We start from the raw sequence: 23,365 nt of genomic DNA, 5'->3' as shown, positions 1-23,365 counted from the left end.
ATTCTACATGTCAAACCCGTGAAAACCAAACCCGTGAAAACTTAGCCATGCCTGTCGTTTTCAGTATGACCCAGTTGTTTTCAGTAATGATAAATTAAAGTTGAAGCTCGTATGGTAAAACAGATTATTCTTGCTGTAGAACCTTAATCGAATCAGGAGGTAAACCAATTTGTAACACAACAGGCTGGTATGCTTGCAAATTATCCCAATACGCCGCGATCTTGCGAGCAATGAAGAAACCAGCGACTCCACCGCCAACCCCGCCTAAGCAGGTCCATAATTGGTCAGTCGTCCAAAATTGAAAAAGTGCGGCAACCAAAAACAACCCCAACAAGGGTGTCAAATATACCAGCATAGCTGAACGTAGCAGACTGCTTTCAGGAATGCCTACTTCAACCTTCTGCCCCGGTTGGAGTGGTTGAGCAATTTCCAGTTCCAACTGATGGATGCTTTCTGGCCCTATCTTTTCCAGTAAATAAGAACCACAGGCTGCTTTGGTTTGACAGCTACCGCAACCTGAAGATGAGCCATAACGTAATAATGCCCGCCCTTTGTGCCAACGGACAACAGTTGCCCACTCTTTAACCATCAATTTTCTCCCGTAAACGTCACGCTTGCTGCAATTTGTTCGGCTGTTGCGAAAGGCAGCTCACCAATGACTGTTATGCTGTTTTTGCCTCTGGTCAAAGTATAAACCGTTCTTCTGCCCTGTCGAAATGGTTGTTCATCGACAATTTTTTTATCTGAGTTCACCACATTTACAGAAAAATTAAACAATCCATCACCATACATAATGGACTCTAACCATTCTGTCTCTGATAGTTTTCGGCTGTTACGTGAAATTTCTTTGAAACCGTCAGGCATTTTTCCAACCAGCCAATTGAATTTCAATTTATCAGCAGGAGGAATGAGCAGCATAGGTGGTAATTTCAAATCAGTAATTACATTCAATTCCGTTTTAATCGAGTCATTCACAGTTGATGACACGACACGGAATTGTTCAATGACTGTTTTATTATCCTTATCTAATAGGTCTATCAGCAGAGGAAGATGATTTTTCTCATCAATCAACAGGTTATAATTATAACGGGATTTATCTTTCGATATGATGCGTACAAAACGCACAGGATAATCGCCAAAATTCGTGCTGCCTGCATCAATAAAACGGTAAAATTTTTGTAATTGGGCAAAATCGGCAAAGATGATCGGTGGAAGATAATCGACGATATGAGAACCACGGATACTAAATGAGTCTAATCCAGGTTCGTAATAGCTGATTTGGTCACCGCGCTGGATAATTTCCCTACGTGAACCATCCATTTGGATGATTTGAGCCATAACCTGTCCATCAATAATGGCATGACGGTAACGCAAGGGAACGAGAAATTGCTGTTCTAAGATGATGAAGCCAAGCTCGTAATCCAGCGTTTGCACTGCCTTACTCATATCCTGTAACAAAGCCTCAGCGTTGCTTTGTTGCGCTGAGGCCTTTAGAGGATTTATCAGGCTACTCGCCAATAAAAAAACGACAAGCCAAGTACGTTTCATCACTGTTGTTGTGGCGCTTGCTCTTCAGGAGACTGATTAGCCTGAGTGACACCATCATTTTTTTCAGCGTGAATGCGCCGAGCGAGTTCATATTGCTGCAACATCGCATCAATTCGTTTATTGCTTTCTCGCACTTGCATATTCAAATCACCACCGAAAGTTTCTTCTTCAGCTGGGGTTGCTAAGCCAACTGTTGAAGCGGTACCCATCACCGGCAATGTGTTAAAAGCGGGGGCTTCAAATTGGATATCTGTTTCAACACTGTTATCACTATTATACTGCTGGACACCGATAATCACGGACAGCGATACACAGGCTGCAACACCAATTTGTGCAATTTGACTCTTCCATGCACAAATTTTATGCCAGAATGGCATGTTAGCCCATGTTTCAGGTTTTGGCTGAGATTCCAGAACAGCTGCTGGATTAATATGAATGGGTTCTTTTTCAAGTGCCAACGCGACTTGACTTGCAATATCCAAATGCAATACATCCCCCACATCGCCACGCAGCACATCACGCACCAGATGATAGCGTTCCCACTGTTTCTGCATGACCGCATCTTCAGAGACCAAATGAACTACTTCACTATCAAGAGCTTCTCCATCCATTAATGCGGAAAGTTTCTCTCTTTGCATGCCAAAGTACCCTTCAATATTGTTTTATTCCACTGTTTTCCATTCGTTATTGTTGGATAAGTGGTTGAACTTTATTATCAATTGCTTCCCTTGCCCGAAAAATTCGTGAGCGCACAGTGCCTACAGGACATTCCATGATGTCGGCTATCTCTTCATAGCTCAATCCATCCAACTCCCTCAACGTAATCGCGACCCTCAAATCTTCTGGAAGCGACTCAATCGTGCGGAAAACGACTTCCTTTAATTCTTCAGACAACATTAAGTTCTCAGGGTTCGAAATTTCTTTTAATGAACTTGACGTATCATAATTTTCTGCATCGTTGGCATCCAAATCATTAGATGGTGGACGGCGCCCCTGAGCAACTAAATAATTTTTCGCAGTATTAACGGCAATACGGTACAACCATGTATAAAATGCACTATCACCTCGGAAAGAAGAAAGTGCCCGATAAGTCTTAATGAAAACCTCCTGAGCAACATCAGGAACGTCACTTTGAGGTACGTAACGAGCAATCAGGCTCGCTACTTTGTGCTGGTATCTCATCACCAGCAAATTAAATGCTTTTTGGTCGCCCTTCTGGACGCGTTCAATCAGCATTTGATCCGTTAACTGCTCGCTCATCCGAGGTTCACTCTCCTGAGGTAAAACTCCACATTTATACTTAAATTAAACCAATATGATGTTCTGATTTCCCGAACAAGCATGACTTTGAGTATCAGTTCACTGTGAAGTTCAACTTTAGTTGTAATTTTGATTACAGCCACCTGTTATTTCCGTATTGCACTTTTCTAAATCATAGCCGCTATTTCACAGGATACGCGATTTTAAACTGAGAAAAGAAAACCTTTGTTTTATTATACCGAAATATCTCATTCACCATCTCAATAGTGCTAATCTCATCAATAATAAAGATAAAAATCTGTTACCAACTGACGAAAGTCCTCTGAATATGTGCCATCCGAAGAACGAATCGTTAATTCACTCACTTGGACATCCTGTTTTTGTCGTGACAATCCCAGTAATAGCCGATGCAACGGCTTATCTTGCCTGTCACGAACATTGACACGGAAATGGGTAAACCATCCCAAATCTGACGCCATTTTTTCAAATTGTTCACCAATTTCATAAGGGAGTACCAGACAAAATAACCCTGTTGGTGTAATCAATGCCCGTACACACGCCAATAACCCCTGATGCGTCAATGACTCCGTATAACGCGCCTGATTACGAGCTTCGTTTCGACATGCAATAGCTGGCTCAAAGTAGGGAGGATTGCTCACAATCAAATCATATTGCGCGTTAATTTTCCGCAACGCATTTTGTCGCACGAAATCATGAATATCCTGCTGATATACCGTCATGCGGGAAGGCCACGGTGATTGCCGTACATTATCCACTGCCTGCATTGCAGCAAGTTCATCCAGCTCCACCGCATCAATAAAGGTATCTTCTTTGGTGCGTTGGGCTATCATCAATGCAATCAAACCACTGCCACATCCAATATCCAGACATCTTTTCTTGTTATATACTGGCGCCCAGGCTCCCAACAACACCCCATCCGTCCCGACTTTCATCGCACATTTATCATGTCCAACAAAAAACTGTTTAAATGTAAAACCACCGCGGCGAAAAGTGGGTTTCTGTATCGATGCCATAACCTATTCTGCTGAAATTAGAATTTGTCATAGCATAAATCTTATAGCCGGCGGATAAAAGTAACCTACTTATTGGATGCTTTTATAGGATGAAGAATACGCCCAACCTGTTTATAATCGGCGACCCAAACAGAGGTATATGATGACTGCGACAAACTTTTCCGAATTCCAACTTGATGAATCCTTGCTTGAAGCACTGAACGACAAAGGCTACGAACGCCCGACCGCTATTCAGGCGGCAGCCATTCCTGCGGCTATGGACGGACGCGATGTATTAGGCTCAGCGCCAACCGGTACCGGTAAAACTGCCGCTTACCTGCTACCGGCTCTACAGCATTTATTGGATTTTCCTCGCAAAAAATCAGGACCTCCACGCATCCTGATTTTGACACCAACCCGTGAACTGGCAATGCAGGTGGCAGAACAGGCAAAAGAGCTGGCGGCCCATACACATTTGGACATTGCCACAATTACAGGTGGTGTTGCCTACATGAATCATGCGGAAGTATTCAGTGAGAATCAGGATATTGTTGTCGCAACGACAGGGCGTCTGCTGCAATACATCAAAGAGGAAAATTTCGACTGCCGTGCAGTGGAAACGCTGATCCTTGATGAAGCGGATCGCATGTTGGATATGGGATTTGCCAATGATGTCGAAACGATTGCAGGCGAAACCCGCTGGCGTAAACAAACATTGTTATTCTCCGCGACGCTGGAAGGGGAATCCATCCGTGATTTTGCTGAGCGTCTGTTAACAGATCCGGTTGAGATCGATGCCGAACCTTCTCGCCGTGAGCGCAAGAAAATTCAGCAATTTTACTATCGGGCTGATTCGTTAGAGCATAAAACAGCCCTGCTGTGCCACCTTCTCCAGCAGCCTGAAGTGACGAAATCCATTGTTTTCGTGCGCAAACGAGAGCGTGTGCGCGAACTTGTCGATTGGCTGAACCAAGCAGGCATTCAAGCGTGTTTTCTTGAAGGTGAAATGGTGCAAGCCAAGCGTACAGATGCTGTCAGACGCTTGAATGAGGGTAAAGTCAAGGTCTTGGTAGCAACCGATGTTGCTTCCCGTGGCTTGGATATCGAGAATATCAGCCACGTCTTTAACTTCGATTTGCCTCGTACCGCGGATGTTTACTTACACCGAATTGGTCGTACTGCTCGCGCAGGCCGTAAAGGAACTGCCATTGCTCTGGTTGAAGCACACGATCACCTGCTTTTAGGCAAAATCAGCCGTTATCTCAAAGAGCCTTTGAAAATGCGAGTGGTTGATGAACTTCGCCCACAAACCAAAGCGCCAAGTGAGAAAAAGAGCAATAAGCCATCCAAAAAAGTATTGGCAAAACGCAAAGAGAAGAAGAAAACAGAAGAGACAAAGAAAAACCGCGTAAAAGTTCGTCATCGCGATAGCAAAAATATCGGGAAACGCCGCGCTCCTTCTGGCAATCCCAGACCAGAATTAACTGAATCTAAATAGCGCTTCAAAATGATAGGCGTATTCCTTATCCCGTGCTCCGTACAGGGTAAGGAACTCCAACATCTGATACTCTCAGTATGATGAAAACCTATTTAGCAACGATTAATTAATCACCGATTGTAGAACATGGGCGAAGCCATACAGTGAATTCGCCCATGTTCCGGCAGACTGAGCGCTAAATATTATACGGCAAATGCTGCTCACCTTGCTGCAAGGTAATATCTGTATCTGTAACGTCCGTTGACGCCAACATGGTATTGCCATTATTCAACCAAGGCTTTTGTTCCGCCATCAATTCGAGGACAGCTTCCAAAAAATGAGCCTTAAAAGTGTGGAGACCATATCGATTAGGCAACATGACATCCCATATATTTTCTAATTCATATTCATACTTAAGCTCTACTTTGTGCCCCATCGGTTGACGAATTGGCAATGTTTTTTGCAGGTTCCCCAGCCAATCATGTTGGACGGTATAATGGCGTATCAAACCGCTGTCAGCCATTTCACGAGCAACTTCGGGTGATACGCCCATATATTTCAATGTAGCGTCAGAAACACTAACAGAATTGTAAATAACTGCTGGTTTCCCTGTTGCCAATGCTGCCACTGTTGCTAATCCGCCCCCCAATGAATGCCCTGTAAAAATGACATTTTCACCAAATACTTCTAACGATTTATGTGCCAATTCCACGGCTTGATTATACTGCTTTTCATTGAAACCAAGCCCTTGACGAATACTTACCATAAAATCCTGTAATTCATTCGATCCTGTGAAAGAGACAATATATAGTCCCTTATTGTGGTAAACACCGGCCTGAAATCCTGTTGAATAATCATTCAGAGTATCAGGATCAATCCCTAATTTTGATAAATCCTCATCAGACAGGCGCACATAATCGCCAATCCCTAAACTCGTTTGTCGATAAACATCACGGGTAACCAACGTCAAGTTATAATCGACCAGTTTAGATTGTTTTCCCGCAATATCATTTGCTTTCAATTCAGGAGCTGCCATCGCGCTGGCATTTAAATTATTAACCAATGATTGATAGAGCGCATTCACCTGCTTGGTATTTTCTGAAAGTGAAATGCTTGGGGAAGAAATGTGTTCAACTTCGTCAGGTGGTGATTGAGCTGAAGAATTAGGTTGGGGTTGTAGCGCATTTCCTTGTAGTGAGTAGATCCCTGGTCCACGGAAAAAATCGGTATTAACTGATAAAGTCATAAAATTCTCCTACAGATTATTTAAATTTGGTGTGTTTTAAAAACCCAAACTCACTATCGGCAGAATTTTTAACAATATTAAAACAAATTTAATCCTTAATTAACAAAATTAATTCCCACAACTAAAACATGGAAATAAAAAAGGGAGTATTAATTCTCCCTTTAAATTTTTTGCTTGATACAAAAATTACAGGCTTTCTGTAAACGTACGCGCAATAACATCACGTTGCTGTTCTGGAGTCAGTGAGTTAAAACGCACAGCATAACCAGATACACGAATAGTGAGTTGAGGATACTTTTCAGGGTGTTTTACGGCATCTTCCAACGTTTCACGACGCAGAACATTAACATTCAGATGTTGCCCGCCTTCTATACGTACAGCCGGCTTGACCTCCAACGGGATCTCGCGATATTCAAATTGCCCCAGTTCCTCTTTAGCAACAATCTGGCCTTCATCGTAATCTGCTTTGGCACAGATGCAACGCGCTTCATTTTTTTCATCATCCAATAGCCAAAAAGAATTCATCAATGCAGCATTATCAGATTGGGTAATTTGAATTCCAGTAATCATTTATACCTCCAGAATCATCATCTTAGTTATTCAGTCAATCCATAATTTAATCAACCATCGTTCTTGATTTCCTGTATACCAGCACAAATGAGAAGATTCTTTGATTGTAATCAACTAATTTCATAAGGTTATTGATAATAAATTCATAACATTATGTTTTAAATCATCTTTTATAGTAGAATTGAATGAAATTATTTTCATATTTTTTCAAAAAAATTTATAAAAATAGATTTTCATCCTGAGAATTAAGCTTAGATTGGGATCTGAGGGTTTCCCTATCCCAAGGGAATCGGTAAGCTTAAGTCATCTGATAATCATTTAGAAAGGGATTGGCTATGTCCACACCTCTCACATGGCACGATGTCATCGGCAATGAAAAGAAACAGCCTTATTTTGTTGATACATTGGCTTATGTTGCCAATGAACGTCAGGCTGGAAAAACCATTTATCCGCCTCAAGCCGATGTTTTTAATGCCTTTCGCTATACTGAATTGGCTGATGTAAAAGTCGTCATTTTAGGACAAGATCCTTACCACGGCCCGAATCAGGCCCATGGTTTGGCTTTCTCTGTACAGCCAGGTATTCCTGCACCGCCTTCTCTCGTCAATATGTACAAAGAACTGGCATCGGATATTGCTGGATTTACTCGTCCAAATCACGGTTGCTTAATAAGCTGGGCAAAACAGGGGGTGTTATTACTCAATACCGTACTCACCGTTGAGCGCGGTAACGCACATTCTCATGCGCATTTGGGCTGGGAAACGTTCACTGACAAAGTTATTGCAGCAATCAATGAACATCGCAATGGGGTCATTTTCTTACTTTGGGGATCTCATGCCCAGAAAAAAGGCCACTTCATTGATATCCAACGCCACCATGTATTAAAAGCCCCCCATCCTTCACCTCTGTCCGCCCATCGAGGTTTCTTAGGCTGTAAACATTTTTCACAGGCCAATAGCTTATTGGAAGCTCAAGGATTATCTCCAATAGATTGGGAGCCTCAATTACCCCAATAACCGATCTCTGCCTACAAAAATGCCGCCTTTCTAATGGCGGCATTACATCACGAGAGACCGTAACCTTTATTTAGAAACCGCAACCATTGCAGGACGCAATAGACGACCATTTAAAGTATAACCTTTCTGCATCACCAACATAACCTGATTAGGTTCATGCTGATCTGATTCCATCATGGTCATCGCCTGATGCACTTCTGGATTGAAAGGTACATTAATGTCACTGACCACTTCAACGCCAAACTTACCCACTGAATCAATAAAAGATTTCAGCGTCAGTTCAATACCTTCAATCATTGGCAGTAACGCTTCATTGGTACGATCAGCCGCATCTAATGCACGTTCCAGATTATCGATAACGGGCAAAAGTTCATTGGCGAATTTTTCCAATGCAAATTTATGTGCCTTTTCTATATCCTGCTCAGTACGACGGCGAATGTTTTCGATTTCAGCACGCGCACGCAACATAGCATCACGTTCATTAACCTGAGCCTGTTTCAGTTGTTCTTCCAACTCAGCAACACGCGGATCAACAACGCTTTCAGTCTCTGGCGCATCTGCCTGTTCCGCATTCATTTGTTGCTCTAATACATTTTCTGTATTTTCTGCGACTTGCTCGTCAGGTACTTTTTGGTCTTTACTACTCATGAATATCTCCGCGTATTTTGTATTATCTTCGCCATTTGAGCTTATTATGGGGATCAAAACGCGGGATTCAAGGGAACAATCATTATTGTGAGGGCAAAACCATATGCTGAAGGAAATAACAGCAATGAATAATGAATTCAAATGCATCGGTATTGTCGGTCGTCCACGTCACCCGGAAGCGCTGGCCACCCACGAAATGCTGTACCACTGGCTGGTATCTAAAGGTTATTGCGTCATTGTGGATAGACAGGTCGCGAAAGACATTAATTTAAAAGGCGCTCAAACTGGAGGATTGACAGAAATTGGTAAAATTGCCGATCTTGTGATTGTTGTCGGTGGTGATGGCAATATGCTCGGTGCAACCAGAGTATTATCACGTTATAACATCAAAGTCATTGGTATCAACCGAGGCAATTTGGGCTTTTTGACGGATTTGGATCCCGATAATGCCTTACAACAACTATCCGAAGTTTTGGACGGCAAATATCGAGACGAAAAACGTTTTCTGCTCGAAGCACAAGTGACAAAAACGGGACATAAATCCCGCCGTAGTACTGCATTAAACGAAGTCGTACTTCATCCAGGCAAAGTTGCTCATATGATTGAATTCGAAGTATATATTGATGAACGTTTTGCTTTTTCTCAACGTTCAGATGGATTAATCATAGCAACTCCCACTGGCTCTACGGCCTATTCACTGTCGGCAGGAGGACCTATATTAACCCCAAACTTAGACGCTATCGTGCTAGTGCCGATGTTTCCACATACGCTCTCGGCTCGCCCTCTCGTTATCAGCAGCGAAAGCAGCATTCGCCTGAAATTTGCCCAGAATAGCAATGACTACGAAGTCAGTTGTGACAGCCAGATCGTCCTGCCAATCCAAGATGGTGAAGAAGTGATCATCAAACGCAGTGACTACAATCTGCATTTAATTCACCCAAAAGATTACAACTACTTTAATACACTGAGCACAAAACTGGGCTGGTCGAAAAAAATGTTCTAAAAATAGATCTTCCTACTTTACTGTATAAAAAACCAGTTTATACTGTATGGAAGCACAGACATGTTTTTATGCACAGGAACGTGTTTATATACAGTAAAAAAGAAGGAGGAGCACGATGCTGACTCAATTGACCATCAGTAACTTTGCTATCGTTCGCGAACTTGAAATTGATTTCCGCGCAGGCATGACGGCAATCACAGGTGAAACCGGAGCCGGTAAATCCATCGCGATTGATGCATTAGGTTTATGTCTTGGCAATCGTGGCGAAGCTAACATGGTTCGTCCAGGTGCTCCGCGTACCGATCTTTGTGCCCGTTTTTCACTAACTGATGCTCCTTCTGCCCGCAAATGGCTTATAGACCACCAGCTAGATGGAAGTTTTGATGATGATAATGAGTGCCTACTGCGTCGTACAATTACCGCTGATGGGCGCTCTCGCGGTTTTATCAATGGCACCGCTGTACCACTTTCTCAATTACGTGAATTAGGCTCTCATCTAATACAAATTCACGGGCAACATGCTCACCAATTATTGTTAGAAAATCGTCACCAAAGGCGCTTACTGGATATTTACACGGGCGATTTCGAACTTCAGCAAGAAATGAAACAGGCTTACCAGCAATGGCGCCAAAGCTGCCAGGCTCTCTCCCAATTCCAACAACAAGCTCTTGAGCGTCGTTCACGTCAGCAATTGCTGGAATATCACCTGAAAGAACTGGATGAACTGTCACCACAACCAGGCCATTATCAAGAACAGGATAGTGAATATAAACGGCTGGCAAATTGCGGGCAATTCTTGTCCGTCAGCCAAAATATCCTCCAGATTTTAAGTGATAATGATGAACAGAACATTACCAGTCTTCTTAGCTATGCCCGCAGTGAACTAACAGAGCTTGCCAGCATGGATCACAAACTCAGTGGCCTGCTTAACATGCTGGAAGAGGCGGCTATTCAAATCAATGAAGTGAGTGACGAGCTACGTCATTACAGCGACCAACTGGAACTGGACCCCAATCGTTTATTTGAACTGGAACAGAAAATCTCCCAACAAATTAGTATGGCTCGTAAACACCATGTTGCGCCAGAAGAGTTACCTGCATTACATCAACAACTGTTGGAAGAGCAATATCAGTTATCCCAGCAGGAAAATGATTGCGCCCACCTTAGTGAACTTGTCAGCTTACATTATCAGCAAGCCCTGACTGTGGCAGAAAAATTGCATCATGTTCGCCAGAAATATGCCGCAGAATTAAGCCAACTGATAACAAACAGTATGCACCAACTTTCTATGCCTCACGGCCGTTTTACCATTGATGTTACCTTTGAAGCGGAGCATTTAAATATTGATGGCGCCAGCAAAGTTGAATTCAATGTCACAACCAACCCCGGCCAACCCCACCAGCCGTTAGCAAAAGTGGTATCGGGTGGTGAGCTTTCCCGTATTGCACTGGCAATTCAAGTCATTACAGCGAAAAAAATGGAAACCCCTGCGCTGATTTTCGATGAAGTTGATGTAGGTATCAGTGGTCCAACAGCGGCCATTGTTGGGCGCTTGCTACGTGAATTGGGGGAATCGACCCAAGTTATGTGTGTCACCCACCTACCCCAAGTCGCAGGATGCGGGCATCAGCATTTTTATGTCAGCAAACAGACAGACGGTGAAGAAACAGAAACCCAAATGCAACTATTGGATAAAAAAGCACGACTTCAAGAACTGGCACGGCTTTTGGCGGGAAGTGAGGTTACAAAAAATACTTTGGCTAACGCAAAAGAACTGTTAGCGGCATAAATTGAGACAACTTTCTTGTATAATTGCAGTCATAGGTAAATGCATAGAGGTTTTCAACCTCTTCAATGTTTATTATTATCGACGGCCTAACTCCTAAAGGAATGTAATTACTATGCGCTGTAAATTGTTGACTGCCGCTACTGTATCACTTGTTATGCTGACTGCGGGTTGCTCTATGTTTGAGCGAATTGTTTATCGTCCTGATATTAATCAAGGGAACTACCTTACGCCGGCTGCGGTATCAAAAATCCATAAAGGAATGACTCAGCAGCAAGTTTCTTACACTTTGGGAACACCAATGCTGACCGATCCATTTGGGAGTCAAACTTGGTATTACGTATTCCGCCAACAACCAGGCCATGGGAAAACAACTCAGGAAACACTGACACTTACCTTTGATAGCAAAGGCGTGTTAACTGATATCAAAGATGAAAAATCACTGCCAGAGAATCAGTGAAATGTGTGTTTTATTTATTCGCCAGTAGATAATCTGGCGAATAAATAGACATTATCGCGCATTGTTCTTCGCGCGCTCTGCTCGTTTACGGCGCATTTCTTTTGGATCAGCAACCAGAGGGCGATAAATTTCCACGCGATCTCCCTCTTCCAATGTATCAGTCAGTTTGGCAGGGCGGCTATAAATACCAACTTTATTTTTAGCCAAATCGATATCATTACGTAATGTCAAAAGGCCGGACGCTACAATCGCCTGTTCGACGGTTGCTCCTTGCGGTACTTTCACATTACGCAGATATTGTCGTTCAGGCAGAGCATAAACGACTTCGATATTAATTTCAGACACTATAGACCTCACGTGCACGTTGGGTAAAAGCCTGAACCATATTCCCAGCCAGCTCTTTAAATACCTTACCAAAAGCCAGTTCAATCAATTTGTTGGTAAATTCAAAATCGAGATGCAACTCAACCTTACAAGCATCTTCACTTAACGGAGTAAAATGCCACCCTCCCATCAATTTACGGAAAGGCCCATCAACAAGTTGCATACTGATGCGTTGATTATCAAATAACGTATTGCGCGTTACGAACGTCTTACTGATCCCTGCCTTAGAGACCTCAACAGAAGCCGTCATTTCATTATTGCTACTGCTTATAACACGGCTACCTACACATCCTGGTAAAAAATCCGGATAAGATGTCACATCGTTGACCAATTTATACATTTGTTCCACGCTGTAAGGCACTAGCGCAGAGCGACTAATCTGTGGCATATCATTTCCTGTAAAACATAACAGCGCTGAATAGTATCACTTAAACATGGTTAAATAAAAACCCGATGACATTTTAGAACAATAAATACGCACTTATCGCTAAATATCATACAGAAGAGATTTCTTTCACTAACGCATACAGTATAATACAACGCATTATGACAAAGAAAAAAGCATACAAACCCGGTTCGGCAACAATTGCCATGAATAAGCGAGCCCGCCACGAATACTTCATTGAGGAAGAACTCGAAGCAGGCTTATCCCTACAAGGTTGGGAAGTCAAATCACTGCGCGCTGGCAAGGCTAACATCAGTGAGAGTTATGTTTTGCTCAAAGATGGTGATGCTTATCTTTTTGGTGCCACGATTACGCCATTAAATGTTGCTTCTTCCCACGTAGTTTGTGATCCGACAAGGTCACGTAAGCTACTACTTAACAAACGCGAGCTTGATTCACTGTATGGTCGAATCAATCGAGAAGGTTATACTATCGTCGCACTTTCCATGTATTGGAAAAATGCCTGGTGCAAAATCAAAATTGGCGTTGCAAAAGGTAAAAAGGCGCATGATAAGCGTTCAGATATCAAAGAACGTGAGTGGAAATTAGACAAAGCGAGAATTATGAAGAATTCTGGGCGTTAATCACTGGCATTATCACTCAATATTCTGATATACTTGCTCTTAATACACTTGGGGCTGATTCTGGATTCGACGAGATTCGCGAAACCCAAGGTGCATGCCGAGGGGCGGTTGGCCTCGTAAAAAGCCGCAAAACAATAGTCGCAAACGACGAAAACTACGCACTGGCAGCTTAATAACCTGCGCAGAGCCCTTTCTCCCTAGCCTCCGCTCTTAGGACGGGGATCAAGAGAGGTCAAATCCAAAAGAGATCGCGTGGATGCCCTGCCTGGGGTTGAAGCGTTAAATCTAATCAGGCTAGTTTGTTAGTGGCGTGTCTGTCCGCAGCTGGCAAGCGAATGTAAAGACTAGACTAAGCATGTAGTACCAAGGATGTAGGAATTTCGGACGCGGGTTCAACTCCCGCCAGCTCCACCACTTTTTAGTTTTTTGAAGTACAATGAAGTCTACTAAGCCCGCACAGCACAAGCTCTGCGGGCTTTTTTACGTCTATTGTCGTCCAGTGAGAATTGCTGAGAACCAGTACTTATGGCACCCTGAATGGGACCCACTAAGAAGGGTCCAAAAACCAAGGGTCCCAAAATGGCAAAAATCGCTAAGAAACTCACTGACACCGAAATCAAAAGCACTAAGCCAGCCGACAAAGAAATCAACTTGTTTGACGGTGATGGTTTGATTCTACGAATCGCTCCTTTGGCGAAAGGAGGGAAGAAAAATTGGTATTTCAGGTATGCAGTACCAGTGAGCAAGAAAAGAACCAAAATGAGCCTTGGGACATATCCTCACCTTACCCTTGCAAAAGCCAGAGCCTTTCGTGATGAATATCTCTCCTTACTGGCAAATGGTGTTGATCCCCAAGTCCATAACAACGATAAGGCGAATGCATTAAAGAGTGCTACTGAGCACACCCTCCAAGCCGTAGCACGGAAATGGTTAGATGAGAAGGTAAAGACCTCAGGTATCTCACAAGACCATGCAGCAGACATCTGGCGCAGCTTAGAGAGAAATGTCTTTCCTGGTCTGGGTAATGTCCCTATCAATGAGATCCGGCCTAAGCTCTTAAAACAACACCTTGATCCTATTGAGCAACGAGGCGTGTTGGAAACTCTACGCCGCATCATTTCCCGTCTGAATGAAATCTTCCGGTGGGCAGCCACTGAGGAACTTATTGAGTTCAACCCGGCTGACAACCTTGGCCAAAGATTCAGTAAGCCAAAAAAGCAAAATATGCCTGCCCTTCCCCCAAGCGAATTGCCAAGGTTTATGGAATCTTTAACGAATGCGTCAATCCGGTCGGAAACACGTATGCTAATTGAATGGCAATTGTTGACATGGGTTCGTCCGGGTGAAGCCGTTCGCGCAAGGTGGTCTGATATTGATACAACCAACAGCATTTGGAACATTCCTGCTGATTTTATGAAAATGAAAAAGCCTCATAAAGTTCCTTTGAGTAAAGAAACTTTGCGCATCCTTGAATTAATGAAATCAATAAGTGGACATAGAGAATGGGTTTTCCCCAGCATTAAAGCGCCTCTTAATCATATGCATGAACAAACAGCCAACGCAGCTATCATCCGAATGGGGTTTGGAGGCGAGCTTGTAGCTCACGGTATGCGTTCTATTGCAAGAACAGCGGCAGAGGAGTCTGGTAAATTCAGAGCTGAAGTTCTTGAGGCAGCACTTGCCCACTCTAAAAAAGATGAAATTATCGCAGCATACAATCGTGCAGAATATCTGATAGAGCGACAGAGTTTGATGCAATGGTGGAGTGATTACGTTCAAACTCAGAGAGCTAAAGCTATCGCTGCTTGACTGATAGAGAGGATTAGCAAAAAGGATAGGGATAGCTTGAAATGCCCATATGCTGACGGATGCCTCGTAGCTAAGCCATTCTCTCGAATTGAAAGCGCACATGTACATAAAACCAGTATAAAAACATAAGGTTATATAGCTAAACTTTGATACGTGTGCTTCCATATATTTTTAGTGTTTGCTATGGTGAAAAAACTATACTGATGTTTTTTATGCTTTCATTGCTTGTTTCCTTAGTGGGCTACCATATGGATTTCTTTGAAAAAACTAATTCTGACAAAAATTCAATAGGTTTTACCTATCAAGATTACGTTGCTTTAAAACATGCCTTAGAGCTTAAACCAGAAGAACACATTGGGATTGAAGTTTATGACGATCTCCATCTTGAGAGCATCGAGGGTCATAAAACCTTTATCCAAGTTAAACATTCAATTAACAAGTCTAATATAACTAATAAAGACATAGACTTATGGAAAACATTATATAACTGGTCAGAGGCGATTAAGACCATAGGCGACAAAAGCATTAGCCTTATTTTTTACACTAATAAAGGGCTTACCTTAGAGCCTGGTATAGTGCAACTTTTAGCTAACGACACTAAGGACATTGAAAAAATAAAAGATGAAATAAAAAAGATAGAACAAGATCACAAAAATAAGTTAGATGAGCTCTATAAGTATATTTCTATCATTAACTCACTCGATAGCAATACTTCTGACAGATTATTTCATAGTATAAGTTTTCAACATAGTAAAGATGGGATCATATCCCAAATTAAAACATTACTAAAAACATTAGCAATCCAAAATGATAAATTAGATGATGTCTTTTATTACATATCGGGTGCGTTCTTTGAACGTAAATATGATCTAATTAAAAATCACACAAAGATAAATATAAGCTATGATGATTTTCGAAATAATTTTGGAGTAGATAGGATTATTCAAATTTCAAGAAATTGTATAAATAATTTCGACCAATACTACGATTTTGAATCTGCATACCCTACTAACGTTGAATCAAAGATCTCTTACAAACAACTCAAAGATTTGGATTTGAATAGCGATTCAATCGTAAAATATATAAATGAAATGGCCAAGACAGAAGCTTTCATTCAAAAATTACAAAGCTCTGGGGATTTAACAACTCAAGAAGAAAAACTAATATATCAAAAAGCGCTTGATGAATGGAAATCACGTCATTTAGCAACGTATACACGAAGCTGTTTTACAGAAATAAATGAAGATCATCTCAATAAAGCCTTCTCTGTCTATACTGAATTGACAGGAAACTGTAATATTGTGTTGGATAAAAATCAATTACCTAAGTCTATGACTACAGGAACGTTCTTGCTCCTTTCAGATAAACCCAAAATAGGATGGCTTCAAAATTGGGAGTCAGTCTATAAATGAAAATATATAATAATGAGCTTTTAGGTATATTCTCTTTGCAAGAGGTGCTATCAATAGCATCAAATATTGAAATAAGCAATGCAATGCTAATTTTACCAATTATATTTCATAAAAAAAGCTTAGATTACCTTGCCCACAAGAGAACCAATACACTATCCTTTCAAGATCTACTATTAACCAAGCCCGAAATAATAGTATCCATAAATAAAAGATTCTATAATTTCCTTCCATCCTCTGTAAATTGTGTTTCATTATGCATTGAAAATGGAATAGCTGAACTAGACCAAGGTAAATTAGCATTTAAAAACAAGTTAATATTAGATAATGCGATCCCATTTATTGGTAAAAGAGCCGTAAAAATACAGGCAGCATCTATAAATGTTGCACGTTTATTATTAGAAGAACCACACAATATATATGACATTTGTGGAGTTAGATTATAATGCAGATTACTAATATTTTGATATGGCAAATTGATTCAACCTTGAGGAATTTAGAACTTGAGGAAAATAAGGTAAATGTTATAACAGGTGATTCTGGCAAAGGAAAATCCTCAATACTGGCTATTGTTGATTATTGCCTTTTATCCTCATCATCTGATGGTATATCAAAAACAAATGTCGATAATTTTGTAAATTGGTATGGGATTAGATTAAGTATTAACGGTAAATATTTCACTATTTGTAGAAAAGCGACACACTTTGAAGAAGATGATCTAGTTTACTTTGACAAAAATGGAGGCATTCCACAAACCCCTATTAACAATATCAAAAAGGATGTTTTAAAGAAACATCTGAATTATGAGTTTGGTATTAATAGTTCTCTAAAAATCCCTTATGGTGGTAGATTCATACAACAAGGGTCAAAAGTATCTTATAGATATTTTATTCCCCATTGCTTTATAGATCAAACAACACTAACCTCTTCAGAACATCTTTATTCAAAAATCTCTGATTTAAAGACAAGAGAGCGTATTGACCGAACCCTTGACATGGCTCTTGGCAGTGAAAACGCCGAAACTATGATAATGAGAACGAGGTTAGAAGAATTACAAAGGAATCTTGCACGTATCGAATATAAACAGTCGGCTAGCAAAGACTCTTATTTCAATTTCGAAAGTGAAATAGAATCACTTTACGACAGGGCGTATCATTTTGGTTTAATAATTGAAAACAGCAAGAATGAACCAACTGTAAGTGATAAATTTGAAAATTTGAGAGCAATAGTTAATTACAAGGATATAAACGAAATCCCAGCAATTAATGAAAAAACAAAAATCGAAAAAGAACTTTTCCTCTTAAAAAAAGAACTGGCAGATATTAATGAATATATAGAAACAAATACTGAATATAAGAAATTTTTAAAAGATAACCAAGACTCACTTTTAATAGCTAAATATCTAGATGATAATTATAGCAACATATTATATACAAAAAACATCTATTCAATCATTAAATCTTTATTGAACCAAAGCTCAGAGATAAAAAAGGCTATAGCCGAAAAAGGACAAAACTCACTCATATCAAAAACAAATGCTAAGAGAAAAGAGTTAGAACTTAAAATATCATCCTTGAGTAAAAAACTTGCAACTGTTAGCGATGAAAAGATTACACCAATCGAACTTTATCGGTTCATAGGCGAACTCAGCTCTGAAATTAAACGGGTAGTTGTTCTCCCTAAATATGATTACGCTGATACTATAGAAAAGATAACTACTAAAATTGATGAGTTAGAAAGCAAGATAACAGATAATAATGCCTTTAAAGAATATACATTGAGTTTACTGAACGGAAAAATAAAGGAAATATTCACGCGGATGCCTTTAAAAGGATTTGAGGATGCAACTCCGATATTCAACAAGGCCAAAAAAACACTTGATTTAATAAATAAAAATCAAGTTGAAAAAATGATAGATATTGGAAGTGCTTCTAACTATATGTATGTACATGTAGCTTATTTCCTTGCACTTCACGAATTGGTAAGAGATAGAAACGTACCGTGGGTTCCACGATTCTTGGTAATTGACCAGCCCAGCACTCCATATTTTAGTACTGCTGGTGAAAAAACTGATGACTTTGCAAGTCTTGATGCAGCCCTAAATGAAATTAATTCTTTTGTTGAGAAAATGCGGTCTTATGGTGGTTTCCAAATAATACTGTTAGAGCATATTGAAGAGTCTTATTGGCTTGACAGAGAAATGACGAACTTTACTCTTGTTGATAATGAATTAAGAGGCAATTATGGTTTAATTCATTTCAACTAAAATCGTACTGATATTATGAGGGCACTATGATTGCATATATAGTGCCACAACTTATCAGCTACGAGGTTTATAACCAACATCCAGAATAAATTTTGAAAGCTCTGAACGTGTTATGTCAATATCATATGCGCTGCATAACATAGCAAGTGCTTGAGCAAATTTTATTCTTATCTTTTGCAGGTTTTTATACATCTTCACATTAGCATCAGCGGAATTAGATATCTTATGAAGACTCATAAGTTCTTCACTCATGGTCAAAACCAAATTTAATAAAACTAATGAAACCGACTCATCATTGCATTTCAGCCTAACATTTTCCGTCTCTTTCTTTATTTCTTCCAGGCTTTTTATAACTGCGTAAATAATCTCCTCATCAAGAGGAGCCGTTAAGACTTTCTTTGGTTCAAGGAATTTTATATAACGTTCAATTTCAACTTTATTAGGGTTTTTCTTGATTAAATCCTTCAGGGTAATACCAGATATCGAAACACCAGAACCAATAACAGAGATAATATCCATTATGATCGACATACATAACTCCTATCAGACTCAAAATTAATTTCTTTCGAAGAATATTCCTTATCGCATTCCTAAGCAAAATCAATGAGAAAAAGCACTTTTTGTTCAAGAAAGCTGGACAGTGCTAGATATTCAAACGGTAATATTATTATGATTGCTGAAACATCTACTTTCCATTTATAAACAAAGAGTTAACTTAAATCATGGATATAAGAGAGTTTATCGGTAACTATCGAAATCATCCAGTGCTGTTCATTGGAACTGGATTCAGTTTGAGATATCTGTCAAATTCCTTTGATTGGAATGGTCTCATATCTGCTTCGAGCTTACCGGAGATAAAGAATCTTATCTTGACATTAAATAAAAATGTCAAATAAATGGTGAGTGTAAATATGAAAAAATTGCAAGCGATATAGAAAAATTATTTAACGAAACTTTATCTAATGACAGAAATGGTAAGTTCAAAAAAATAAATGATATTTTCTATACTGAAATGGATAAAGGTGTTAATTTAAGTAGATTTAAAATATATATAACTAAAATATTATCAGCCACGTTAATTAAAGAAGAAAAAAATGACGAAATAGCTGAACTGATAAAAATGAGAAAAAATATTGGTTCAATTATTACTACTAATTATGACACATTGATTGAACAGTTTTTTGAATTCGAACCACTAATAGGTAATAGCATACTTTTAAGTAACCCTTATGGTTCTGTCTATAAAATACATGGTTGTGTCTCAGCCCCTTCTGAACTAACGATTACAGAAGAAGATTATGACTATTTCGATAACAAATATGAACTAATTAGAGCACAATTACTCTCACTATTCATTCATAATCCGGTTATCTTTATTGGGTATAGCATAAGTGATAGAAACATACAGCAAATTTTAAAGACTATTTTTTCCTATGTACCTACTAACTCAGATATAGCTAATAAAATTAGAAGTAATTTTTTACTTGTCGAATATGAAAAAGATTCACGATCTAATACCATATCTGAACATGATATATACATAGGGAATGCTACCACTATAAGAATAAATAAAATCAAGACTGACGATTACGCTTCGATATATGAAAGTTTATCAAATTTAATCTTACCAGTTTCAGCAATGGATATTAGAAAAGTTCAAAAAGTCTGGAATGAAATAAAAAGTGGTGGGGATATAGAAGTAAAAATCACAGAAGATTTAGACCAGTTAAAAAATGGACAAATGGTATTAGCCGTAGGATCTCATAAACGAGTCAAGTATGAGTTCCAAACCAAGCCTGAGATGATGCAAGATTATTTCAAGATTGTTGAGGAAGCAAATAAGCAATTAATTATATTATTAAATAAACAGAAAATACAAAGTTCCCAGTTCTTTCCAATCTTTGCATTCAGTGAAATCTGCCCTGAACTCGATAATGTAGAAATTTATAAGGAACAGCAAAGAAGGAAACTTGTAGATCATTTTGAGCGGACATCTGCTAACAATTGCAGCAATACTCATAATACTATTTCAGAAATTATTGAAGACAGGGCATTACCTATTTCAAAAAAAGATGACTGCATCTTTCATAGTTATTATCAAGATAAAATACCATCTAAAGATATTAAGAGTTACTTATTATCTTTCGAAGATAAAAATAGCACAGTATATAGACGGTTATTATGCTTGTACGATTATAAATCTTATGACATTTAAATTTCAATTAAAATATTCGAGGAAAACAATGAAGAAACTCTTTCCAATATTTATATTATTACCTATGGTTGTCCACGCAGAACCATCAAAGATTGTTTCTCCAATTGATCACGCGCCGTTGTTCCATGCCTGCTCCGAAAAGCAAGAAAACTTAAATATCTCAAGCAACCAATTAATTGATAAATTGGTTGCTATATATCATATAAATAGAAAGACAGCAGAAAGGGTAGTATCCCTATTAGATACTATACCTGCTGCTGTGCAACCAGGTTTTGACTGTTCGAATGTTGACACCGAATATAATAACATCCATAAATAAAGAGAAATAAAAGGCCTTCTTGTTCATAAGAAGGCCTTTTATTGTATATAGAAAACCCCCAGCTAGGCTGGGGGTTCCGTAGAGCTTACAGCTCTACGTCCGCTATAAAAACCCCTTTTGATTTGTTAAAACACCTTGCGGTCTGGCAACTGCAAAAGTGAATGAAGAAATCGAAAGGGGGTCCCACCATGAGGGATGAAAAGAGCTTAGCGCATACCCGATGGAACTGTAAATACCACATAGTCTTTGCCCCAAAATACCGAAGGCAGGTGTTCTACGGAGAAAAACGGAGAGCGATAGGCAGCATATTAAGAAAACGCTGTGAATGGAAAAACGTGAACATATTGGAGGCAGAATGTTGTGCGGATCACATCCACATGCTTCTGGAAATCCGGCCCAAGATGAGTGTGTCGAGCTTTATGGGGTATCTGAAGGGGAAAAGTAGCCTGATGCTTTATGAGCAATTTGGTGATCTCAAATTCAAATATCGCAATCGTGAGTTTTGGTGTCGGGGGTATTACGTTGATACAGTGGGAAAAAATGCAGTAAGGATACAGGAATACATAAGGCATCAACTGGAGACGGATAAATTGGGAGAACAATTATCAATCCCGTATCCCGGTAGCCCGTTTACGGGCCGTAAGTAATCAATAGAATGCAAATGTCAGATCGCCATGCGCCTGTTAGGGCGCGGCTGGTAAGAAAGCCTTATAGGCGCATATGAAAAACCCCCGGCTATGCCGGGGGATACTTATTTGTAACTAATGAACTTCTTTTTGTAAAAAAATGTAACAAAAATGCATACCATTTTTTGCCTGTTTTGAGTCTGATTTACTCCTTCAGATCACTCCCGCCAAAAATCATTGAGCACTTTTTGCCAAAGAAATTGGAGTCGGCTACAAGGTGAGAATGAAAGAAGGCTGCTGATCACCATAGGGCAAAAATCTATCCTTTAACTGCCAGAGTGATCAACCATAGTGGAAATCCCTATAGTTCCCACAAATGACGCAAATCTGAGTCATGGTTGAAATTCCAACCATCTTTTTTAAGGTGGGATATCATATTTTGGGTGTTGAAATTTCCTCTATACCTTTTGCTTATGTGAGGTTAGCAACTGAAAAATTTTTTGCAGTTGATGACCTTACACTCACAGGGTTACTTAATGTAACTGAGTGACTCACGACGAATTTCGTCGGCAGTGAGCCACGCCAAATAGTATTTAATCGCTCCAGAATCAATGGCCTTTATTTATCGTGACGCGTCACAAATAACGTAATCAGTGATTGATGGGTTAAAAGGTGAGAAATACCAACAGGTAAATTTCACTTTATGTTAAGAATAATAAAAAATTATTATAAAAGACCAAATTCACTCCCGTCTACAGTCTGAATTTGATAACGCTCTTTCACTACTTGTCCATTTAAAAAGACCACACAGTAATAATGATAATTATGCTCATTTTTAGCTATCTTAAGTTGTCGCATTAGATACCTTTCTAAACTTTCTTCTCCAAATATCTTACTCATCACATGAGCATCCTTTGAGCAGGGATGCACTGCAACTTTCCCTGTATATGCTCTAATGTAAATATTATTCAGATGTCCAGACAATAACGAAGCAAAAGAAGTTGCTCTAGGAGGTAATGACATTAAACCCATACCATTTATATGGTCGTGTGAGTCCGATGTCCGACAAGAAATAAGTCGTATACTATGTAAATTATTAATGCTCGTCCACAACGGGATTCGACCAGAAAGCCTCTGAGGAGAATACAAGCGACCATCAATTACAACACCATGTTCAGCCCCGTATCCATGACACACAATAGTTAGTCTATTTTTTCCGAACGCTTTTCTGTGTGGCTCCTCAAATATATAAGCATCTGAGTAAATTTTAACGAGTCTCAT

At 39.7% G+C, this 23,365-nt stretch carries 26 protein-coding genes and 1 other RNA gene; 15 read left to right on the top strand and 12 right to left on the bottom strand.

Features of this window, described 5'->3' with window-relative positions:
* Nucleotides 1-124 precede the first annotated feature (124 nt).
* The 5 genes from rseC to trmN all read right to left on the bottom strand — a co-directional run bounded on the left by rseC (nt 125) and on the right by trmN (nt 3,842).
* Nucleotides 125-589, bottom strand: coding sequence for a SoxR-reducing system protein RseC (gene rseC, locus WDV75_RS14685; RefSeq protein ID WP_189760409.1), 465 nt, complete (start codon nt 587-589; stop codon nt 125-127).
* A complete protein-coding gene (gene rseB / locus WDV75_RS14680) occupies nt 589-1,548 on the bottom strand; it encodes a sigma-E factor regulatory protein RseB (protein WP_273560152.1) in 960 nt (319 codons plus the stop codon). The genes rseC and rseB overlap by 1 nt, the downstream gene beginning before the upstream one ends.
* A complete protein-coding gene (rseA, locus tag WDV75_RS14675; RefSeq protein WP_273560071.1) occupies nt 1,548-2,186 on the bottom strand; it encodes an anti-sigma-E factor RseA in 639 nt (212 codons plus the stop codon). The genes rseB and rseA overlap by 1 nt, the downstream gene beginning before the upstream one ends.
* Nucleotides 2,187-2,232: 46 nt before the next feature.
* Entirely contained in the window at nt 2,233-2,808 is a 576-nt protein-coding gene (gene rpoE, locus WDV75_RS14670) for an RNA polymerase sigma factor RpoE (protein ID WP_047768512.1), read from the bottom strand.
* Nucleotides 2,809-3,086: 278 nt separating this feature from the next.
* Nucleotides 3,087-3,842: a tRNA(1)(Val) (adenine(37)-N(6))-methyltransferase TrmN gene (trmN, locus tag WDV75_RS14665; RefSeq protein WP_273560072.1), complete on the bottom strand. Its 756-nt coding sequence runs from the start codon at nt 3,840-3,842 to the stop codon at nt 3,087-3,089.
* Between the two features lie 142 nt (nt 3,843-3,984).
* On the opposite strand from trmN, the gene srmB reads away from it, so the two are divergent.
* Nucleotides 3,985-5,319 (top strand): ATP-dependent RNA helicase SrmB, encoded by a 1,335-nt coding sequence (srmB, locus tag WDV75_RS14660; protein ID WP_273560153.1) that lies wholly within the window; start codon nt 3,985-3,987, stop codon nt 5,317-5,319.
* A gap of 175 nt (nt 5,320-5,494) precedes the next feature.
* Here srmB and WDV75_RS14655 read toward each other — a convergent pair whose 3' ends face one another.
* Complete coding sequence (locus tag WDV75_RS14655) at nt 5,495-6,544, bottom strand: phospholipase (RefSeq protein WP_273560074.1); 1,050 nt, start codon at nt 6,542-6,544, stop codon at nt 5,495-5,497.
* Between the two features lie 186 nt (nt 6,545-6,730).
* Entirely contained in the window at nt 6,731-7,114 is a 384-nt protein-coding gene (gene grcA / locus WDV75_RS14650) for an autonomous glycyl radical cofactor GrcA (protein WP_189760702.1), read from the bottom strand.
* A 335-nt stretch (nt 7,115-7,449) separates the two neighbouring features.
* On the opposite strand from grcA, the gene ung reads away from it, so the two are divergent.
* Entirely contained in the window at nt 7,450-8,130 is a 681-nt protein-coding gene (ung, locus tag WDV75_RS14645; RefSeq protein WP_273560076.1) for a uracil-DNA glycosylase, read from the top strand.
* 66 nt (nt 8,131-8,196) lie between these two features.
* On the opposite strand, the gene grpE is transcribed toward ung, so the two are convergent.
* On the bottom strand, nt 8,197-8,778 hold the full coding sequence (gene grpE, locus WDV75_RS14640) for a nucleotide exchange factor GrpE (protein ID WP_273560078.1): 582 nt from the start codon (nt 8,776-8,778) through the stop codon (nt 8,197-8,199).
* A 124-nt stretch (nt 8,779-8,902) separates the two neighbouring features.
* Between grpE and nadK the strand changes: the two genes are divergently transcribed.
* From nadK to bamE, 3 genes are all read left to right on the top strand, one after another.
* Nucleotides 8,903-9,781: an NAD(+) kinase gene (gene nadK / locus WDV75_RS14635; protein ID WP_143187471.1), complete on the top strand. Its 879-nt coding sequence runs from the start codon at nt 8,903-8,905 to the stop codon at nt 9,779-9,781.
* Between the two features lie 115 nt (nt 9,782-9,896).
* Complete coding sequence (gene recN / locus WDV75_RS14630; protein WP_273560081.1) at nt 9,897-11,570, top strand: DNA repair protein RecN; 1,674 nt, start codon at nt 9,897-9,899, stop codon at nt 11,568-11,570.
* A 112-nt stretch (nt 11,571-11,682) separates the two neighbouring features.
* Nucleotides 11,683-12,027: an outer membrane protein assembly factor BamE gene (bamE, locus tag WDV75_RS14625; RefSeq protein ID WP_189760706.1), complete on the top strand. Its 345-nt coding sequence runs from the start codon at nt 11,683-11,685 to the stop codon at nt 12,025-12,027.
* Between the two features lie 51 nt (nt 12,028-12,078).
* On the opposite strand, the gene WDV75_RS14620 is transcribed toward bamE, so the two are convergent.
* Entirely contained in the window at nt 12,079-12,372 is a 294-nt protein-coding gene (locus WDV75_RS14620; protein ID WP_273560084.1) for an RnfH family protein, read from the bottom strand.
* Nucleotides 12,365-12,799 (bottom strand): type II toxin-antitoxin system RatA family toxin, encoded by a 435-nt coding sequence (locus WDV75_RS14615; RefSeq protein WP_189760708.1) that lies wholly within the window; start codon nt 12,797-12,799, stop codon nt 12,365-12,367. The genes WDV75_RS14620 and WDV75_RS14615 overlap by 8 nt, the downstream gene beginning before the upstream one ends.
* Nucleotides 12,800-12,957: 158 nt before the next feature.
* Between WDV75_RS14615 and smpB the strand changes: the two genes are divergently transcribed.
* From smpB to WDV75_RS14585, 6 genes are all read left to right on the top strand, one after another.
* Entirely contained in the window at nt 12,958-13,440 is a 483-nt protein-coding gene (gene smpB / locus WDV75_RS14610) for an SsrA-binding protein SmpB (RefSeq protein WP_189760709.1), read from the top strand.
* A gap of 50 nt (nt 13,441-13,490) precedes the next feature.
* Nucleotides 13,491-13,854: a transfer-messenger RNA gene (gene ssrA, locus WDV75_RS14605) on the top strand.
* A 165-nt stretch (nt 13,855-14,019) separates the two neighbouring features.
* Nucleotides 14,020-15,249, top strand: coding sequence for an integrase domain-containing protein (locus WDV75_RS14600; protein ID WP_273560088.1), 1,230 nt, complete (start codon nt 14,020-14,022; stop codon nt 15,247-15,249).
* Between the two features lie 212 nt (nt 15,250-15,461).
* On the top strand, nt 15,462-16,661 hold the full coding sequence (locus WDV75_RS14595; RefSeq protein WP_273560090.1) for a hypothetical protein: 1,200 nt from the start codon (nt 15,462-15,464) through the stop codon (nt 16,659-16,661).
* On the top strand, nt 16,658-17,104 hold the full coding sequence (locus WDV75_RS14590; protein ID WP_273560092.1) for a three component ABC system middle component: 447 nt from the start codon (nt 16,658-16,660) through the stop codon (nt 17,102-17,104). Before WDV75_RS14595 ends, WDV75_RS14590 begins: the two co-directional genes overlap by 4 nt.
* Nucleotides 17,104-18,924, top strand: a complete 1,821-nt coding sequence (locus WDV75_RS14585; RefSeq protein WP_273560093.1) for a DUF3732 domain-containing protein — start codon at nt 17,104-17,106, stop codon at nt 18,922-18,924. Before WDV75_RS14590 ends, WDV75_RS14585 begins: the two co-directional genes overlap by 1 nt.
* Nucleotides 18,925-18,978: 54 nt before the next feature.
* Here the strand turns inward: WDV75_RS14585 and WDV75_RS14580 are convergent, their stop codons facing one another.
* The gene (locus WDV75_RS14580; RefSeq protein WP_048990929.1) at nt 18,979-19,455 is read right to left on the bottom strand and encodes a hypothetical protein; all 477 of its coding nucleotides are present in this window, start codon (nt 19,453-19,455) and stop codon (nt 18,979-18,981) included.
* Between the two features lie 481 nt (nt 19,456-19,936).
* On the opposite strand from WDV75_RS14580, the gene WDV75_RS14575 reads away from it, so the two are divergent.
* The 4 genes from WDV75_RS14575 to WDV75_RS14560 all read left to right on the top strand — a co-directional run bounded on the left by WDV75_RS14575 (nt 19,937) and on the right by WDV75_RS14560 (nt 22,634).
* On the top strand, nt 19,937-21,139 hold the full coding sequence (locus WDV75_RS14575) for an SIR2 family NAD-dependent protein deacylase (RefSeq protein ID WP_273560107.1): 1,203 nt from the start codon (nt 19,937-19,939) through the stop codon (nt 21,137-21,139).
* Between the two features lie 28 nt (nt 21,140-21,167).
* Nucleotides 21,168-21,458 (top strand): hypothetical protein, encoded by a 291-nt coding sequence (locus tag WDV75_RS14570; RefSeq protein ID WP_273560109.1) that lies wholly within the window; start codon nt 21,168-21,170, stop codon nt 21,456-21,458.
* 188 nt (nt 21,459-21,646) lie between these two features.
* Nucleotides 21,647-22,105 (top strand): IS200/IS605 family transposase, encoded by a 459-nt coding sequence (gene tnpA, locus WDV75_RS14565; RefSeq protein WP_273560111.1) that lies wholly within the window; start codon nt 21,647-21,649, stop codon nt 22,103-22,105.
* A gap of 373 nt (nt 22,106-22,478) precedes the next feature.
* Nucleotides 22,479-22,634, top strand: coding sequence for a hypothetical protein (locus tag WDV75_RS14560; protein WP_338860031.1), 156 nt, complete (start codon nt 22,479-22,481; stop codon nt 22,632-22,634).
* A gap of 176 nt (nt 22,635-22,810) precedes the next feature.
* Here the strand turns inward: WDV75_RS14560 and WDV75_RS14555 are convergent, their stop codons facing one another.
* Entirely contained in the window at nt 22,811-23,365 is a 555-nt protein-coding gene (locus tag WDV75_RS14555; protein WP_273560113.1) for a hypothetical protein, read from the bottom strand.

This window comes from Xenorhabdus griffiniae (assembly GCF_037265215.1).
Classification (GTDB): Bacteria; Pseudomonadota; Gammaproteobacteria; order Enterobacterales; family Enterobacteriaceae; genus Xenorhabdus; species Xenorhabdus griffiniae.
The sequence above is the reverse complement of the archived record's forward strand: the minus strand, read 5'-3'. Positions and strand labels throughout refer to the sequence as shown.